The 13,925-nt window shown below is 70.1% G+C and carries 13 protein-coding genes; 12 read left to right on the top strand and 1 reads right to left on the bottom strand.

Annotated elements, in window-relative coordinates; translation table 11 throughout:
* Positions 1–13 precede the first annotated feature (13 nt).
* The 12 genes from FLP10_RS01225 (at position 14) to FLP10_RS01170 (ending at position 12,802) form a co-directional block, all read left to right on the top strand.
* Positions 14–1,063 carry a cell division protein FtsQ/DivIB gene (locus tag FLP10_RS01225; protein WP_210418452.1) on the top strand — a complete coding sequence of 350 codons (1,050 nt, stop codon included), beginning with the start codon at positions 14–16 and terminating at the stop codon, positions 1,061–1,063.
* A gap of 138 nt (positions 1,064–1,201) precedes the next feature.
* The gene (gene ftsZ, locus FLP10_RS01220) at positions 1,202–2,407 is read left to right on the top strand and encodes a cell division protein FtsZ (RefSeq protein ID WP_149159211.1); all 1,206 of its coding nucleotides are present in this window, start codon (positions 1,202–1,204) and stop codon (positions 2,405–2,407) included.
* Positions 2,404–3,075 carry a YggS family pyridoxal phosphate-dependent enzyme gene (locus tag FLP10_RS01215; RefSeq protein WP_149159210.1) on the top strand — a complete coding sequence of 224 codons (672 nt, stop codon included), beginning with the start codon at positions 2,404–2,406 and terminating at the stop codon, positions 3,073–3,075. Before ftsZ ends, FLP10_RS01215 begins: the two co-directional genes overlap by 4 nt.
* A 38-nt stretch (positions 3,076–3,113) precedes the next feature.
* Positions 3,114–3,578 carry a cell division protein SepF gene (locus FLP10_RS01210; RefSeq protein WP_149159209.1) on the top strand — a complete coding sequence of 155 codons (465 nt, stop codon included), beginning with the start codon at positions 3,114–3,116 and terminating at the stop codon, positions 3,576–3,578.
* Positions 3,579–3,589: 11 nt separating this feature from the next.
* Entirely contained in the window at positions 3,590–3,907 is a 318-nt protein-coding gene (locus FLP10_RS01205; protein WP_149159208.1) for a YggT family protein, read from the top strand.
* Between the two features lie 114 nt (positions 3,908–4,021).
* Entirely contained in the window at positions 4,022–4,723 is a 702-nt protein-coding gene (locus FLP10_RS01200) for a DivIVA domain-containing protein (RefSeq protein WP_149159207.1), read from the top strand.
* On the top strand, positions 4,713–5,351 hold the full coding sequence (gene lspA / locus FLP10_RS01195) for a signal peptidase II (RefSeq protein ID WP_149159206.1): 639 nt from the start codon (positions 4,713–4,715) through the stop codon (positions 5,349–5,351). The genes FLP10_RS01200 and lspA overlap by 11 nt, the downstream gene beginning before the upstream one ends.
* A 1-nt stretch (position 5,352) precedes the next feature.
* Positions 5,353–6,273, top strand: a complete 921-nt coding sequence (locus FLP10_RS01190) for an RluA family pseudouridine synthase (RefSeq protein WP_149159205.1) — start codon at positions 5,353–5,355, stop codon at positions 6,271–6,273.
* 130 nt (positions 6,274–6,403) lie between these two features.
* The gene (gene dnaE, locus FLP10_RS01185; protein WP_246150323.1) at positions 6,404–9,877 is read left to right on the top strand and encodes a DNA polymerase III subunit alpha; all 3,474 of its coding nucleotides are present in this window, start codon (positions 6,404–6,406) and stop codon (positions 9,875–9,877) included.
* A gap of 32 nt (positions 9,878–9,909) precedes the next feature.
* Positions 9,910–11,226 (top strand): histidinol dehydrogenase, encoded by a 1,317-nt coding sequence (hisD, locus tag FLP10_RS01180; RefSeq protein ID WP_149159203.1) that lies wholly within the window; start codon positions 9,910–9,912, stop codon positions 11,224–11,226.
* 23 nt (positions 11,227–11,249) lie between these two features.
* Positions 11,250–11,723 (top strand): transcriptional regulator NrdR, encoded by a 474-nt coding sequence (gene nrdR / locus FLP10_RS01175; RefSeq protein WP_149159202.1) that lies wholly within the window; start codon positions 11,250–11,252, stop codon positions 11,721–11,723.
* 26 nt (positions 11,724–11,749) lie between these two features.
* On the top strand, positions 11,750–12,802 hold the full coding sequence (locus tag FLP10_RS01170) for a quinone-dependent dihydroorotate dehydrogenase (RefSeq protein WP_149159201.1): 1,053 nt from the start codon (positions 11,750–11,752) through the stop codon (positions 12,800–12,802).
* A gap of 40 nt (positions 12,803–12,842) precedes the next feature.
* Here the strand turns inward: FLP10_RS01170 and FLP10_RS01165 are convergent, their stop codons facing one another.
* A complete protein-coding gene (locus tag FLP10_RS01165) occupies positions 12,843–13,898 on the bottom strand; it encodes an App1 family protein phosphatidate phosphatase (protein ID WP_149159200.1) in 1,056 nt (351 codons plus the stop codon).
* Between the last annotated feature and the right edge of the window lie 27 nt (positions 13,899–13,925).

Genomic DNA, 13,925 nt, shown 5'->3' with positions numbered 1-13,925 from the left:
GGGCCCGGCGCGGGTGAAGCGGCCGCAGGGATTCGATCGACCGCCGGTCCGTCGCACGTCGACGACGGCGGATGCCACGGCGGCGCGTCCTGGCAGGGCCGAACCGCCGGCCGCCGGCGCGGCACCCGGCCGCGGCCGGGCGGGCGGAGATCGTGGCCGGTCGGCTGCGGATCGCGACCGTGCGATCACCGAGCCCATCGTGCTGCCCGACCAGACCGCTCAGATCGCCCCGCCCTCGGCGGAGAAGCCCGCGGTACCGAAGCCCGCCGCACCGAAGCCCGCCTCGGCGCCCGATCCGCCCGCAGACGCGCGCGCGGCGCGCCGCGCGGTGGCGAAGGCGGCTCGCGAGCGGCGACGGTACGAGAAACAGGAGATCCGGCGCTTCACGCAGCGCGCACGACGGCGTCGCATCGCCTGGCTGGTCGCAGCCGGCTCGGTGGTGCTCGTGGCCGGGGGAGCGGTCGCCGCGGCGTACTCGCCGATCATGGCGCTGCGCGAGGTGCGCGTCGAGGGGCTCGTGCGCACGCCCGAAGCAGACGTGGTCGCCGCGTTCGCCGACCAGCTGGGCACGCCGCTCGCGCTCGTCGGCTCGGATGACGTGCAGGCGGCGCTACGCGGCTTCCCGCTCATCGAGACGTACGCCGCCGAGACCGTGCCGCCCGGCACGCTCGTGCTGCGCATCGTCGAGCGCACGCCGGTCGGCGTCGTCGAGACGTCGAACGGCCTCGCCCTCGTCGACGGTGCGGGGGTCGTCATCGAGAAGGTCGACGAGCGACCGGAGGGGCAGCCGCTCATCGAGGCCGGCGCGGTGACTTCCGAGGGCTTCCGTGCCGCCGGGGCCGTGATCCGCAGCCTGCCGGCCTCGGTGCGCCCGCAGGTCGTGGGCGCCACGGCCGAGACCGCCGACGACGTTCGGCTCGAACTGGCCGGCGGGGTATCTGTGGTGTGGGGCGGCGCCGACGAGTCGTCGACGAAGGCCGATGTACTGGCGGCGCTCATGGCCGCATCGCCGGGCGCGAGCCGGTACGACGTCTCAGCGCCGATGAACCCGGTCGTCGGGTGATGCGTTCGCGACACGCGGGCGCGCCTTGCCGGTGGATTGGCATCGGACACCTACCTTCGAGTCAGGAATTGCATACTCAGCAAGACTTTCACCTTCGAGTAGAGGTTGAGAGTTGAGAGTTCGCACGGAGGGCCGGACATGTCGATGAACCAGAACTACCTCGCCGTCATCAAGGTGGTGGGCATCGGCGGCGGCGGCGTCAACGCCGTCAACCGCATGATCGAGCTCGGCCTGCGTGGCGTCGAGTTCATCGCCATCAACACCGACGCGCAGGCGCTGCTGATGAGCGACGCCGACGTCAAGCTCGACGTCGGGCGCGACCTCACGCGCGGCCTCGGCGCGGGTGCCGACCCCGAGGTCGGCCGCCGCGCGGCCGAAGACCACGCGGAGGAGATCGAGGAGGCGCTCGCGGGCGCCGACATGGTCTTCGTCACCGCGGGCGAGGGCGGTGGCACCGGCACGGGCGGCGCCCCGGTCGTCGCACGGATCGCGAAGTCGATCGGTGCGCTCACGATCGGTGTCGTCACCAAGCCCTTCAGCTTCGAGGGCAAGCGTCGGCAGACCCAGGCCGAGCAGGGCGTCGCCCGCCTGAAGGAAGAGGTCGACACCCTCATCGTCGTGCCGAACGACCGGCTGCTCGAGATCAGCGATCGCGGCATCTCGATGCTCGAGGCGTTCGCGACCGCCGACCAGGTGCTGCTCGCCGGTGTGCAGGGCATCACCGACCTCATCACGACCCCCGGCCTGATCAACCTCGACTTCGCCGACGTCAAGAGCGTCATGCAGGGCGCAGGCTCCGCGCTCATGGGAATCGGGTCGTCGCGCGGCGCCGACCGGGCGATCAAGGCGGCCGAGCTCGCGGTGGCGAGCCCGCTGCTCGAGGCGTCCATCGACGGCGCGCACGGCGTGCTGCTCTCGATCCAGGGCGGGTCGAACCTCGGCATCTTCGAGATCAACGACGCGGCCCGGCTCGTGCAAGAGGCGGTGCACCCCGAGGCGAACATCATCTTCGGCGCGGTCATCGACGACACCCTCGGCGACGAGGTGCGCGTGACGGTCATCGCGGCCGGCTTCGACGGCGGCGAGCCGACGCAGCAGAAGGATGTCTCGATCGAGGCCCGCCGCTCCAGTCTCATCCCCGCCGCAGTGAGCGTCGGGGTCGGGGCATCCGGCCCGTCGTCGTCGGTCGACACGCCCGAACCGATCGCCGAGATCGACATCGAGGAGCTCGTCGAGTCGGCGAACTGGGGCGAGCTCGACACGAAGTCGGCCGACCGCATCGTGACCGACCCCGCGTTCGACGACGACGGCGACGATCTCGACATCCCCGACTTCCTGAAGTGAGCCTCGCGTCCCGCCTCGAGCTGGTGCGGGCCGAGATCGCCGAGTCGGCGGTCTCGGCGGGGCGCTCGCCCGACGAGCTGACGCTCATCGTGGTCACGAAGTTCCACCCCGCTTCGCTCGTCGCCGACTTGGTCGCGCTCGATGTGCACGACCTCGGCGAGAACCGGCACCAGGAGGCGCAGCAGAAGGCCGCCGAGCTGGCCGGCCTCGACTTGAGGTGGCATTTCGTCGGCCAGCTGCAGACGAAGAAGGCCCGACAGGTGCGCCGCTACGCGTCGGCGATCCACTCGGTCGACCGCGACGCGCTCGTGGACGCCCTGCGCAGCGACGAGGCATCCGTCGACGTCTTCCTGCAGGTCAACCTGACCGACGACCCCGAGCGCGGGGGAGTGCAGCCCGATGCGCTCGCACCACTCGTCGAGCGGGCGCTGGATGCGCCGGGCCTGCGCCTGCGCGGCTTGATGGCGGTCGCGCCGCTCGACGAGCCCGCGCGCCCGGCGTTCGCCCGCGTGCGCGAGTTGCGCGACCGGGTCGTGCTGCCGCTTGCTCCTGAGGCGTCCGACCTGTCCATCGGGATGAGCCAGGACTTCCACGAAGCCATCGCCGAAGGCGCGACACACCTTCGGATCGGCACCGCAATCACCGGGAATCGCCCGGTGCGCGGTTAGCCTCGACACAGACGGAATCACCGACGGAGGGGTCAGCGATGTCGAACCCGCTGAAGAAGACGATGGTCTACCTGGGACTGGCCGACGAGGAACTCGAGGCCGAGACCCCGAGCGCCCCGCAGCCTGCGCCCGTCGTGCAGGCCGCGCCGAGCCCCAAGGGCGGTGCCGCGGTCACCCCGCTGCGCAAGCCCCACGTCCAGCCGACGAACCAGCAGGCGGAGATGAACGAGATCCTGACCGTGCACCCGAGGCAGTACCGCGACGCCCAGGTGATCGCCGAATCGTTCCGCGAGGGGGTGCCGGTGATCATCAACCTCTCGCAGATGTCCGAGGGCGACGCGCGTCGACTCATCGACTTCGCGAGCGGGTTGTCGCAGGGCCTCTACGGCAAGATCGAGCGCGTCACGAGCAAGGTGTTCCTGCTCTCGCCGGCGCACGTGGTCGTGTCGGGTGAGGCCGGCGACGCCGAGGGCGACGCCGAGTCCTTCTTCACGCACGCGTAGACTCTCCCGTCGTGGGAGCACTCAACGTCGTCTGGAGCATCCTCTCAACGCTGCTGCTCATCTACTTCTTCGTGATGTGGGCACGCTTCGTCCTCGATCTCGTGCGCACGTTCAACCGGTCCTGGCGGCCGAGCGGGGTGGGCCTGGTCGTCGTCGAGGTCGTGTACACCGTCACCGATCCACCGGTGAAGTTCTTCCGTCGACTGGTGCCGCCGATCCGATTCGGGCAGGTCGCGATCGACCTCGGCTGGAGTCTCGCGATGCTGCTGGTCATCATCCTGATGACGATCGTCTCGGGCCTCTCGGCGGCGACGGCGCTCAGCGCCTGACGATCTCCTGCGAGCATGTCGACGCGTGGCGTCCGACACTTCGTCGGGCCCGGCGACCCTGCTACCGTTAGCAGAACGTGATCCGTCCGCAAGACAGATATGAGGGTGCAAGCCATGGCGCTAACTCCGGAAGATGTGGTCAACAAGCGCTTCCAGGCGACGAAGTTCCGCGAGGGCTACGACCAGGATGAGGTTGACGACTTCCTCGACGAGGTCGTGGTCGAGCTCCGGCGTCTGAACCAAGAGAACGACGAGCTCCGCCAGCGTCTGGCCGCCGCCGAGGCCCGTGCGAACGACGCCGTCTCCGCCGCCGCCGTGCAGCCGGCTCCGACCCAGGCCCCGCCGGTCACGTTCGCCGAGCCCGCCTCGCCGCCGCCCACTGTCGCCGTGCCGACGCAGGTCTCGACGCCGCAGTCCGAGATCGACGAGCAGACGTCGACGACGAACCTGCTGCAGCTGGCCCGCCGCCTGCACGAGGAGCACGTCCGCGAGGGCGTCGAGAAGCGCGACGCGCTCATCGCCGAGGGCCACGCGACCGCCGCGCGCGTCGTCGCCGAGGCCGAGGCCAAGCAGCGCCAGCAGATCGGCATCCTCGACCAGGAGCGCATCGCGCTCGAGAAGCGGGTCGACGAGCTGCGTCTGTTCGAGCGCGACTACCGCGCCAAGCTCAAGAGCTACATCGAGGGCCAGTTGCGCGACCTCGACACCGCCGCGCCGGTGCAGGTCTCGGGCAATCAGGGCTTCAGCGCTCCGGTCGGCGGTGTGAACCAGGGCGAGGCTGCTCCGGCACCGACCTTCCAGGGCTTTGGCGGCTGAGCGCGGCGGAAAGGCTTCCGGCGCGGTCGCGCTCGTCGTCCTCTTCGCCGCAGCGGTCGCTGCCTACGCGATCGACCAGCTGAGCAAGGCCGCCGTCGTCTCGAACCTCACCGAGGGCGAGATCGTCCCCGTCCTCGGCGACCTGCTCCAGTGGCAGTTCGTGCGCAACCCCGGTGCGGCGTTCTCGATGGCGAGCGGCATGACGTGGATCTTCACGATCCTCGCGGCCGCCGTGATCACGTTCATCATCTGGTTCGCCCGGCGCATCCGATCGATCGCGTGGGCGGTCGTGTTCGGCCTGCTGCTCGGCGGGGTCCTCGGCAACCTGACCGATCGACTGCTGCGTGAGCCGAGCTTCGGGCTCGGTCATGTGATCGACTTCATCTCGACGCCGTGGATGCTTCCCGCGATCTACAACGTCGCCGACATCGCGATCGTGTCGAGCATGGTCCTGTTCATGCTGCTGACGATCCTGGGGGTCGGTCTCGACGGGTCGCGCGAGCGGCGCGGCGAGCACCGGGCGGGTGCCGCGCCCGCAGACGAGGCGACCGGGGCATCGGGCGCCGGGGCATCCGGCGACGATCGCGCCGTGTCGTCGATCGACCGCGCCGTCCCCAGCGAATCCTGAGATGGAATCCCGCTCCTTCCCGGTGCCCGACGGGCTCGACGGTGCTCGGGTCGACGCCGGGCTCGCCAAGCTCCTCGGCTTCTCGCGCACGCAGGCGGCCGACATCGCCGCAGCGGGCGGGGTGAGCCTCGATGGGGCATCCGTCGACAAATCCGACAAGCTGCGCGCCGGTGCCTGGCTCGAGGTGAACTGGGAGCCGCCGCGCACCCTCTCGGTCGAACCGGTCGCGGTGCCCGACCTCGGCATCATCCACGACGACGACGACCTCGTGGTCGTCGACAAGCCCGCCGGCGTGGCGGCGCACCCGTCGCTCGGCTGGGAGGGCCCGACCGTCGTCGGCGCGCTCGCGGCCGCGGGATTCCGCATCTCGACCTCGGGCGCTCCCGAGCGTCAGGGCGTCGTCCACCGCCTCGACGCGGGCACCAGCGGGCTCATGGTGGTCGCCAAGTCCGAGCGCGCGTACTCGGCGCTGAAGCACGCGTTCCACGACCGCGAGGTCGAGAAGATCTACCACACGGTGGTGCAGGGGCATCCCGATCCGCTCGCCGGCACGATCGACGCGCCGGTCGGGCGCCACCCGAAGTCCGAGTGGAAGTTCGCCGTCACGGCGTCGGGCAAGCACGCCGTGACGCACTACGAGACGATCGAGGCCTTCCCCTACGCATCGCTGCTCGAGATCCACCTCGAGACCGGCCGCACGCACCAGATCAGGGTGCATATGGCGGCACAGCGGCATCCGTGCGCCGGCGACGCGATGTACGGTGCCGACCCGACGCTGTCTGCCCGCCTGGGGCTCACCCGGCAGTGGCTGCATGCGAAGCAGCTCGCGTTCATGCACCCCGCCACGGGGGAGTGGACGACGTTCGTCTCCGAGTACCCGGCCGATCTCGCGCACGCGCTCGAGGTGCTGCGCGGAGACTGAGCGGAACGCCGGTCGGCACCCCTCGGGTGTGGGCGGCCGCCCATAGACTGGATGCTCCCCAGACGAACTCGTGAGGAGCTCCGTGGCCGCCGATTCCTTCGTCCACCTGCACGTGCATTCCGAGTACTCGATGCTCGACGGCGCCGCGCGAGTGGGCGAGCTCATCAAGGCGGCGCAGGAGTACGAGATGCCCGCTGTGGCGATCACCGACCACGGCAACGTGTTCGGTGCGTACGACTTCTGGAAGCAGGCGACCGACGCCGGCATCAAGCCGATCATCGGCACCGAGGCGTACCTCACGCCGGGCACCCACCGCGGCGACAAGACCCGCGTGCGGTGGGGTTCGGGCGGCGGCGACGACGTGTCGGGCGCGGGCGCGTACACGCACATGACCCTGCTCGCCGAGACGACCGAGGGCATGCACAACCTGTTCCGGCTCTCGTCGCTGGCGTCGATCGAGGGCTACTACTTCAAGCCCCGCATGGACCGCGAGCTGCTGCAGACCTACGGCAAGGGACTCATCGCGACCACCGGGTGCCCGTCGGGCGAGGTGCAGACGCGGCTGCGGCTCGGCCAGTACGACGAGGCGGTGAAGGCCGCGGCCGAGTTCCGCGATATCTTCGGCAAAGACAACTACTTCTGCGAACTGATGGACCACGGGCTCGGCATCGAGACCCGCATCCGCGGCGACCTGCTGCGCCTCGCGAAAGACCTCGGCCTGCCGCTGGTCGCCACGAACGACCTGCACTACACGCACGCGCACGACGCGAAGAGCCACGCGGCGCTGCTGTGCGTGCAGTCGGGGTCGACCCTGGACGACCCGAACCGGTTCAAGTTCGACGCCGACGACTTCTACCTGAAGACCGCGGCCGAGATGCGCCACGTCTGGCGCGACTTCCCCGAGGCGTGCGACAACACGCTCGCGATCGCCGAGCGCTGCGACGTGCAGTTCAACACGAGCGCCAACTACATGCCGCGCTTCCCGGTGCCCGCCGGCGAAGATGAGCAGAGCTGGTTCGTGAAAGAGGTCGAGCACGGACTGCACGAGCGGTACCCGAACGGCATCCCCGCCGAGGTGCGCAAGCAGGCCGACTACGAGGTCGGGGTCATCAGCCAGATGGGGTTCCCGGGGTACTTCCTCGTCGTCGCCGACTTCATCAACTGGTCGAAGCGCAACGGGATCCGGGTCGGCCCGGGCCGTGGTTCGGGTGCGGGGTCGATGGCCGCCTACGCCATGAAGATCACCGACCTCGACCCGCTGCAGCACGGACTCATCTTCGAGCGGTTCCTGAACCCCGATCGCGTGTCGATGCCCGACTTCGACGTCGACTTCGACGAGCGTCGTCGCGGCGAGGTCATCAAGTACGTCACCGAGAAGTACGGCGAGGAGCGCGTCGCGCAGATCGTGACCTACGGCACGATCAAGGCGAAGCAGGCGCTGAAGGACTCCTCGCGCGTGCTCGGATTCCCGTTCGGCATGGGCGAGAAGCTGACGAAGGCGATGCCGCCCGCGGTGATGGGAAAAGACATCCCGCTCTCGGGCATCCTCGACAAAGACCACCCGCGCTACAAGGAGGCCGGAGACATCCGCGCCCTCATCGAGACCGACGCCGAGGCGAAGACCGTCTTCGACACCGCACTCGGCCTCGAGAACCTGAAACGCCAGTGGGGCGTGCACGCCGCCGGCGTGATCATGTCGAGCGAGCCGCTGATCGACATCATCCCGATCATGAAGCGCGAGCAAGACGGTCAGATCGTCACGCAGTTCGACTACCCGGCGTGCGAGTCGCTCGGCCTCATCAAGATGGACTTCCTGGGGTTGCGCAACCTCACGATCATCGACGACGCGCTCGACAACATCGAGGCGAACCGGGGCTTCCGCCCGGTGCTCGAGGAGCTCGCGCTCGACGATCAGGACGCGTACGATCTGCTGTCGCGCGGTGACACGCTCGGCGTGTTCCAGCTCGACGGCGGGCCGATGCGGTCGCTGCTGCGCCTCATGAAGCCCGACAACTTCGAGGACATCTCGGCCGTCATCGCGCTGTACCGCCCGGGCCCGATGGGCGCGAACTCGCACACCAACTACGCGCTGCGCAAGAACGGTCAGCAAGAGATCACCCCGATCCATCCCGAGCTCGCCGAGCCGCTGCGCGACATCCTCGACACCACGTACGGCCTCATCATCTACCAAGAGCAGGTGATGGCGATCGCGCAGAAGGTCGCCGGGTTCTCGCTCGGTCAGGCCGACATCCTGCGGCGCGCGATGGGCAAGAAGAAGAAGTCCGAGCTCGACAAGCAATACGAGGGCTTCAAGTCGGGCATGAACGAGAACGGCTACTCGGATGCCGCAGTGAAGACCCTGTGGGACATCCTGCTGCCGTTCTCCGACTACGCCTTCAACAAAGCGCACTCGGCCGCGTACGGCGTGCTCAGCTATTGGACTGCGTACCTGAAGGCCCACTACCCGGCCGAGTACATGGCGGCGCTGCTCACGAGCGTGGGCGACGCCCGCGACAAGCTCGCGCTGTACCTCAACGAGTGCCGGCGCATGGGCATCAAGGTGCTACCGCCCGACGTGAACGAGTCGATCGGGTTCTTCGCCGCCGTCGGCGAAGACATCCGCTTCGGCCTCGGCGCGGTGCGCAACGTCGGCTTCAACGTCGTCGATGCGATCCGCGGCGCGCGCGACGCGAAGGGGCGGTTCGAGTCGTTCCACGACTTCCTGAAGAAGGTGCCGATCCCCGTCGCGAACAAGCGCACGATCGAGTCGCTCGTGAAGGCCGGCGCCTTCGACTCGCTCGGGCACACCCGGCGCTCGCTCGTCGAAATCCACGAGGGCGCGGTCGAGCAGGCGGTGAAGGACAAGCGGGCCGAGGAGAACGGCGATATCGGCTTCGACTTCGACAGCCTCTTCGAGGAGCACGAGAAGGATGCTGCGCCGTCGCTCGTGCCCGATCGCCCCGAGTGGGCCAAGAAGGACAAGCTCGCCTTCGAACGCGAGATGCTCGGCCTCTACGTCTCCGATCACCCGCTCGCGGGGCTCGAGGCGCCGCTGGCCAAGCACGCGTCGATCTCGATCACCGACCTCACCGGGTCGGACTCGACGCAGGACGGCGAGACGGTGACGGTCGCCGGCCTCGTCACGAGCGTGCAGCACCGGGTTGCCCGTCAGAGCGGCAACCAGTACGGCATGATCCAGGTCGAGGACTTCTCGGGCGAGATCACGGTCATGTTCATGGGCAAGGCGTACCAGGAGTTCGCACCGGCGCTGCGCAGCGACTCGATCGTCGTCGTGCGTGGGCGTGTCTCGCTCCGCGACGATGGCATGAACCTGCACGCGTTCAGCGTGTTCTCGCCCGACCTCGGCTCGGCCGACGACGAGAACGGTCCGGTGGTCATCTCGATTCCCGATGTGCGGGCGACGACCGACACGATCACCGCTCTGGGCGACGTGCTGATCCGGCACCGCGGCGACACCGAGGTGCGGCTGCGGCTCACCAAGGGCGGCTCGGCGCGGGTGTTCGAGCTGCCGTACCCGGTGTCGGTCAGCGCCGACTTCTTCGGCGAGTTGAAGAGCCTGCTCGGGCCGAACTGCTTGGTCTGAGCGGGCCCGCCCCGGTCGATACGCTGGGAGACATGCTGCGCGTCATCGATCTGCGGGGAACCCGTCCGTCCGAGTCCGAACTGCTCGCGGCGGTGCCGCGGGCGTCGACCGACGTGTCGGCCGCCCTGCACGTGGCGCAGGAGCTCATCGACGACGTGCGCGAGCGCGGGTCGGCGGCGCTCGTCGACCAGTCCGAGCGGTTCGACCGGGTGCGACCGGCGTCGGTGCGGGTGTCTGCCGACGAGCTCGCGGCCGCCGCCGAGGCGCTCGACCCCGACCTGCGGTCGGCGATCGAGGCGACGATCGCCCGCGTCCGCGCCGCGAGCGCCGCGCAGGTGCCGCCGCCGGTGACGACGGAGCTGGCGCCGGGCGCGGTGATCGAGCAGCGCTGGCAGCCGGTCGCCCGCGTCGGGTTGTACGTGCCCGGCGGCAAGACGGTGTACCCGTCGAGCGTGATCATGAACGTGGTGCCCGCCCAGGCGGCCGGAGTGCGTTCGATCGCGCTCGCCTCGCCCGCACAGGCCGACCACGGTGGTCGGGTGCACCCGACGATCGCGGCGATCGCCGCGCTGCTGGGCGTCGACGAGGTGTACGCGATGGGCGGCGCGGGCGCGATCGGCGCGTTCGCCTACGGCGTGCCGGACCTGGACCTCGAACCGGTGCAGCGCGTCACCGGCCCCGGCAACGTGTACGTCGCGGCCGCCAAGCGCGCCGTGGCCGGGGTCACGGGCATCGACGCCGAGGCCGGGCCGACCGACATCGTCGTGATCGCCGACGCCGCCGCCGACGCGGAGTTCGTCGCCGCCGACCTGCTGAGCCAGGCCGAGCACGACGAGCTCGCGGCATCCGTGCTGGTCACCGACTCGGCCGAGTTCGCGGCCGAGGTCGACCGGCGGCTCGAAACCCGCGCGGCCGCGACCCGGCACGCCGAGCGTGCCGTGACCGCGCTCAGGGGTCCGCAGTCGGCGATCGTGCTCGTCGACGACCTCGCGCAGGCTGCCGACTTCGTGAACGCATTCGCGCCCGAGCACCTCGAGATCCAGGTCGCCGACCCCGACGCGGTGCTCGGCGGCATCGAGAACGCCGGCGCGATCTTCATCGGGCCGTACTCGCCGGTGAGCCTCGGCGACTACGCCGCGGGCTCGAACCACGTGCTGCCCACCGGCGGCACCGCGCGATATGCGTCGGGGCTCTCGGCGTCGACCTACCTGCGACCGCAGCAGGTCGTGCGATACGACGAGGCGGCGCTGCGCGACGTGGCCCCGGTCATCGCGGCGCTGTCGGCCGAAGAGGACTTTCCGGCGCACGGCGACGCGGTGACGGCCCGGTTCCCGGCCGAGAGCCGCTGAGCCGCGGCTAGGCTGGAGACGCCATGTACTGTCCGTTCTGCCGCCACCCCGATTCGCGGGTGATCGACTCGCGCACGAGTGACGACGGCCTCTCGATCCGTCGCCGGCGCCAATGCCCCGAGTGCGGCCGGCGGTTCTCGACGACCGAGACCGCGAGCCTGTCGGTGATCAAGCGCTCGGGAGTGGTCGAGCCGTTCAGCCGCGAGAAGGTGGTGCTCGGCGTGCGCAAGGCGTGTCAGGGCCGCCCCGTCACCGACAGCGACCTCGCCGTGCTCGCGCAGAAGGTCGAGGAGACGATCCGCTCGACGGGTGCGTCGCAGATCGACGCGAACGACATCGGCCTCGCCGTGCTGCCTCCGTTGCGCGAGCTCGACGAGGTCGCCTATCTGCGGTTCGCGAGCGTCTACCAGGCGTTCGACTCGCTCGACGACTTCGAGTCGGCGATCGGCCAGCTGCGCGCCGAACACGGCAGGCTCCCGGCCCGACCGGTCGAGTGAGCGCGCTCGGGTAGCCTGAACGCGGCATGTATCGACTCCTCTTCTCGCTGGTCTTCTCCCGTATGGACCCAGAGAACGCGCATCACCTCGCGTTCCGGGTCATCCGCCTGCTCCCGACGCTCGGGTTCGGGCGACTCGTCGAGCGCGTCACACGCCCCGATCCGTCGCTCGCGGTGGAGGCGCTCGGGCTGCGCTTCCCGTCGCCGTTCGGCGTGGCAGCCGGGTTCGACAAAGACGGCTTCGCCGTGCGGGGCCTCGGCAACCTCGGATTCGGCCACGTCGAGGTGGGCACCCTCACCGCGATCGCGCAGCCGGGCAACGACCGTCCGCGTCTGTTCCGGCTCATCGCCGATCGCGCGCTGGTCAACCGGATGGGCTTCAACAACGGCGGTGCGGATGCCGCGGCCGGCCGCCTCTCGCGGCTGGCCCGTCGCACGCACCGGCCGGTGCTGGGCGTCAACATCGGAAAGAGCCGGGTCACCCCGGTCGATGAAGCGGCGGCCGACTACGAGCGCAGCGCGCGGGTGCTCGCGCCCCATGCCGACTACCTCGCCGTCAACGTCAGCTCGCCGAACACGCCGGGCCTTCGCGGCCTGCAGGAGCTCGACGCACTCGAGCCGCTGCTGCGCACCGTCCGCGGCGCGGCCGGCGACACACCGCTGCTCGTGAAGATCGCACCCGACCTCACCGACGACGAGGTCCGGCGCATCTGCGCGCTCGCGGTCTCGCTCGGTCTCGACGGCATCATCGCTACGAACACGACCATCTCGCGCGACGGCCTGAAGACCCCCGCGGCCGAGGTCGAGCGGATCGGCGCCGGCGGGCTGTCGGGTGCGCCCCTCGCAGCGAGGTCGCTCGAGGTGCTGCGCATCGTGCGCGAGCAGGTTCCGGCCGAGCTGTGCGTGATCTCGGTGGGCGGCGTCGAGACCGCGGCCGATGTGCAGGACCGGCTCGACGCCGGAGCCACACTCGTGCAGGGGTACTCGGCGTTCATCTATCGCGGTCCGCTGTGGGCTCGGCAGGTCAACCGCGGCCTGCTGCGATTCCGGCAGGCGCGCGCGGCGGTGTTGCCGAGCTGACGGTCGGCTGCCGGCGACCTGATCGGGCTCGACGACCCGCTCAGGCGATCGGGACGCCGACCTCGGCGAGCTGATCGGCCAGGCGCGAGCCGTCGCTCGCCGACACCCACGGGACATCCGACTCGTGCCCGTCGGTCTTGGAGCGGCCGCCGGCGAGCACCGCCTCGCCGGTGGAGAGCCGCCGGATCGCGACCGCCGCGACGCGATCGGGGTGCTCCGTCGCGAAGCGCGCGTAGTGCTCCTCATCGTGCTGGCCATCGTCGCCGATGAGCAGCCACTTGATGTCGGGGAACTCCTCGGCGAGCCGGCGCAGGTTCTCGTCTTTATGCTCGCGTCCGCTGCGGAACCAGCGATCATGCGTCGGGCCCCAGTCGGTGAGCAGCAGGGGCCCGGCGGGGTAGAGGTTGCGGGACAGGAACCGGCTGAGCGTCGGCGCGACGTTCCAGGCCCCGGTCGAGAGGTAGATCACGGGGATCCCGGGGTTCGCGCGCACGATCCGCTCGTACAGCACCGCCATGCCCGGCGTCGGGATGCGCGCGTGCTCGTCGAGCACGAAGGTGTTCCACGCGGCGACGAGCGGCCGGGGCAGTGCGGTGACCATGACCGTGTCGTCGACGTCGGAGATGATGCCGAAGCGGGTCTCGGGCGCGACGACCGTGATCGGGGCCTCGACCGGCTCGGCGCCCTCGGTGTGCAGGGTCGCGGTGTGCCAGCCGGGCTCGAGGCGGACGGGCACCCTCGTGTCGACCACACCGCCGCGGTCGGCCAGGACCTCGATGCGCGATCCGCCGACCTCGATCGACACGGGCACGTCGCCGACGGGCACGCTCGTGAAGCTGCGCCAGCCGCGGATGCCCTGCTGCAGTCGGCGAGCGGAGCCCGCGACCGACGGCTTCGGCTTGGACAGCAGCACGCGGCAGAACACCCGCACCCACTCGGTCGAGCCGTAGCCGGTGTAGGGAATCACCGTCGGCAGATGCCCGCGCCGGCGCGCCCACCGCTCGCGGACGTCGTGGATCCAGTCCTCGAGGCGCGCGGCGCGGTGCCGGGCCATGCGCGCGTGAGGACCGGCCGGGGGCGGGGTGTCGACCGGCATCCTCTCAGTCTGTCATGACCTCCGGCC

It is taken from the genome of Agromyces intestinalis, from assembly GCF_008365295.1.
In the GTDB taxonomy this organism is placed as follows: domain Bacteria; phylum Actinomycetota; class Actinomycetes; order Actinomycetales; family Microbacteriaceae; genus Agromyces; species Agromyces intestinalis.
This window is presented reverse-complemented; position numbering and strand designations above follow the sequence as displayed.

Bases quoted from the DNA above. Each gene is read 5' to 3' on its own strand.
- ftsZ (WP_149159211.1), top strand. From the start codon at position 1,202: ATGTCGATGAACCAGAACTACCTCGCCGTCATCAAGGTGGTGGGCATC.
- FLP10_RS01210 (WP_149159209.1), top strand. From the start codon at position 3,114: ATGTCGAACCCGCTGAAGAAGACGATGGTCTACCTGGGACTGGCCGAC.
- FLP10_RS01200 (WP_149159207.1), top strand. From the start codon at position 4,022: ATGGCGCTAACTCCGGAAGATGTGGTCAACAAGCGCTTCCAGGCGACG.
- FLP10_RS01190 (WP_149159205.1), top strand. From the start codon at position 5,353: ATGGAATCCCGCTCCTTCCCGGTGCCCGACGGGCTCGACGGTGCTCGG.
- dnaE (WP_246150323.1), top strand. From the start codon at position 6,404: ATGCTCGACGGCGCCGCGCGAGTGGGCGAGCTCATCAAGGCGGCGCAG.
- hisD (WP_149159203.1), top strand. From the start codon at position 9,910: ATGCTGCGCGTCATCGATCTGCGGGGAACCCGTCCGTCCGAGTCCGAA.
- nrdR (WP_149159202.1), top strand. From the start codon at position 11,250: ATGTACTGTCCGTTCTGCCGCCACCCCGATTCGCGGGTGATCGACTCG.
- FLP10_RS01170 (WP_149159201.1), top strand. From the start codon at position 11,750: ATGTATCGACTCCTCTTCTCGCTGGTCTTCTCCCGTATGGACCCAGAG.
- FLP10_RS01165 (WP_149159200.1), bottom strand. From the start codon at position 13,898: ATGCCGGTCGACACCCCGCCCCCGGCCGGTCCTCACGCGCGCATGGCC.